Genomic DNA, 2,729 nt, shown 5'->3' with positions numbered 1-2,729 from the left:
GAAGGTTGACGGCTCAAAAGTCGTCCTTATTCGCACCGGCCACTTGACACGGCCACTACCGATTATCCGTGAAACCACGGAATCACCGGCTACTTTTCGAGCATGGTTCAGAGCACCATTAACATCGGCATTGATCAGGGTTCCAAGAGCACTCTGGTAGAATATTCAAGCCTGCATTTGGGAGAAGCCACGGTTTTGGCCTCTATCTCGTCAGTGAGATCCTCGCGATCACCGGGATGACCATCCGGGAGACCGGAGTTTCCGGAAAAGGAGCGAGATTTGAGATCACTGTCCCCACTGGAAAGTTCAGGAGGGTTATCTGATCACTCACTCTTCGATGACCGAATCGACAAAGGTGGTCAGCTGGTTTAAGAGATCCGGGTCGAGCCCCTTCTCTGCGGCAAGGAAGACCCCTGCGACCCCTGCAAGCCTGAGGCGGTTCGTAACAAAGTGCATGAACTTCGAGATGTTCTGAGATGGCAGATAGATCAGCATTGTTGATACCGAATCAAGAACGATGCATGCCTTCTTCCCTTCCATCTTTTTTAAGATGTTTGTGACGGCGATCCCCATTTCGGTCAGGTTTGAGGGATGATTGATATATGTCGTCATCGGATCGTCATCCGGATCCTTCCCAAGGGAGTACCGGGTGATCGCATCGATGTACCAGATCGATTTCGGATCAATTCCGGCCTTTTTATAGAGGTTTCTGAGGATCGGGGAAGGCTGATTCGTGGTGATGACGATTGCATCGTACCCGGCCTCTGTGATCCCGGCAACGAGGGAGACGGAGGCCTGCTTCATCTCTTTTGCCTCAGCAAGCAGGAGGTAGATCTCACCTTCAATGATGGGATGGGGTGTATCGGGCATGCTTACTCCAGAAGGAAGCTTCGGTACGCCTCCGGGATCTCTCTGCCTTCACCGGTGAGAGCGGCATTCAGCTCATGGATCGTCTCACTGATCCTCGCCAGATGGGCTATCTGAACCTTAAGACGGAGAGTGGCAGCCTCACAATCAACGGTATCACCTTCGATCGTCACGATGATATCCTCCAGATTCTCCCTGACGACCAGAACGGGCATATTCAGCCGCATCGTCGCCTCTTTGATATACGCGATCATCGTTTTTGCTGCCTTCTTCTCCTTTGTGACGTCACGGATAAGGAGAGAGAAGCGATCGGATCGTTGTATCGGGGTAAGTGAGATGACCACATCATGCTCAACCCCCAACGTGTCAATGAGAACTCCGGCGATCTCTGTATGAACAGATGCGACAATCGCATCCGTGATCGCACGAGTACCCTCTTTCAGCCTGATATTTTCGGTTATATAACCCCCGATTGCAGTATCATAGGGTATGCCGCAGATCCTCTCGGCAGCCGGATTCCATGAGAGGAGATGGCCATCTGCACCGACACTGATGATCGCCTCTTCAGAAGAGTGAACGATTGCAGAGAGGAGACGCATCTGTGCCTCCGCCTCCAGTCGTTTGGAGATATCACGGACGATCATGATGGTGTGGGGGAGAGCCCTGAGCGTCACGCCGGAGAGGGTGACCTCAACTGGGACGAGTACCCCATCTCTCCGAAGCCCGGTCAGCTCATGGACACCGTCCCGGGTGAGGGCGTGTTCCCAGTCTGTATGACTGCCTGGTGGTGCGATGAGGTCAATTGCGCGCTGCCCTTTCGCCTCCTTCATAGGGAGAGAGAATATCCATTCTGCCGATGGATTCCAGTAGGTTATCCTGCCGGAATCATCAAGGAGGATGATCCCATCATATGCAGCAGAGGTGATACCGTGGAAGAGCTCCTCACGGTCACGGAGTTTTCGCTTATCCATCACTTTTTCTGTGATATCGATCCCAACTGCAACATAACCGGTGATGCTGCCATCAGTCGTTCGTACTTCGCTCGTGTTCCAGGAGATGTGTTTCTTTTCACCGGTCTTTGTAAGGACCCTTGTCTCAAAATTCCGAAGATATGCCTGCTCTTCGATCACACCGATGATCATCCCGGTGATCTCTTTGCGATAGATCGGATCAGGATAGATCTTCTTCCAGATATCCGGGATGCCAACCACCTCCTCCCTCGGATATCCGGTGATCTTCTCTGCTGCTTCATTCCAGAAGAGTACGGTTCCGTTTGGGGAGAGGAACATCGCCCAGGCGTTCATACGCTCAATGATAGTCTGGTGAAAGAGGGTGAGATCAAAATCGGCGTTCATATGATATCAACCGGAGATGAGAGAGACAGGGTGATATACTTACCCTTTGTTCACCTGACTTTGGTAAACCTCTTCACCTTGTACGAAGTACCAGTACTGGATTTTATGCGCATACCGATACGAGAGGTCACACCCGATATGGAGCGTGCCACAATAGCAGGATGGGTGCATGAGGAGCGGGACTTAGGCGGTCTCGCCTTCTTCCTCATCCGGGACCGAAGCGGCATCATGCAGGTGACCGTTCCAAAGAAGAAAGTGTCAGATGAGGTTAAAGCAGCAATAAAAGAGGTATCCCGTGAGTCGGTTGTCAGAGTCACCGGAACCATCAAGGCGACCGATAAGGCACCCGGTGGCCGCGAACTCATCCCCGAAGTATTCGAAATTCTGGCAAAGGCGGCCTCACCCCTTCCTCTGGATGTCGCCGAGAAGGTGCCTGCCGAGATCGATACCCGGCTTGATGCCAGGTTCCTTGATGTCAGGCGGCCACGGATCGCAGCAATCTTTTCT

Annotated in this window: 3 protein-coding genes; 1 reads left to right on the top strand and 2 read right to left on the bottom strand. The window is 52.4% G+C overall.

The genetic code is table 11. The features are described 5' to 3' along the window. Positions 1–327: 327 nt before the first annotated feature. Positions 328–870 (bottom strand): hypothetical protein, encoded by a 543-nt coding sequence (locus Q7V06_RS08885; protein WP_304840704.1) that lies wholly within the window; start codon positions 868–870, stop codon positions 328–330. A gap of 2 nt (positions 871–872) precedes the next feature. After that, positions 873–2,222 (bottom strand): PAS domain S-box protein, encoded by a 1,350-nt coding sequence (locus Q7V06_RS08880; protein ID WP_304840702.1) that lies wholly within the window; start codon positions 2,220–2,222, stop codon positions 873–875. Positions 2,223–2,327: 105 nt separating this feature from the next. Here Q7V06_RS08880 and Q7V06_RS08875 point away from each other — a divergent pair. After that, positions 2,328–2,729: OB-fold nucleic acid binding domain-containing protein (locus tag Q7V06_RS08875; RefSeq protein ID WP_304840706.1), on the top strand; the 402-nt coding region annotated here is incomplete at its 3' end.

The organism is Methanocalculus sp. (assembly GCF_030651615.1).
In the GTDB taxonomy this organism is placed as follows: Archaea; Halobacteriota; Methanomicrobia; order Methanomicrobiales; family Methanocorpusculaceae; genus Methanocalculus.
Note: the sequence above shows the minus strand (reverse complement) of the source record. Positions and strands in the feature narration are given on the sequence as shown.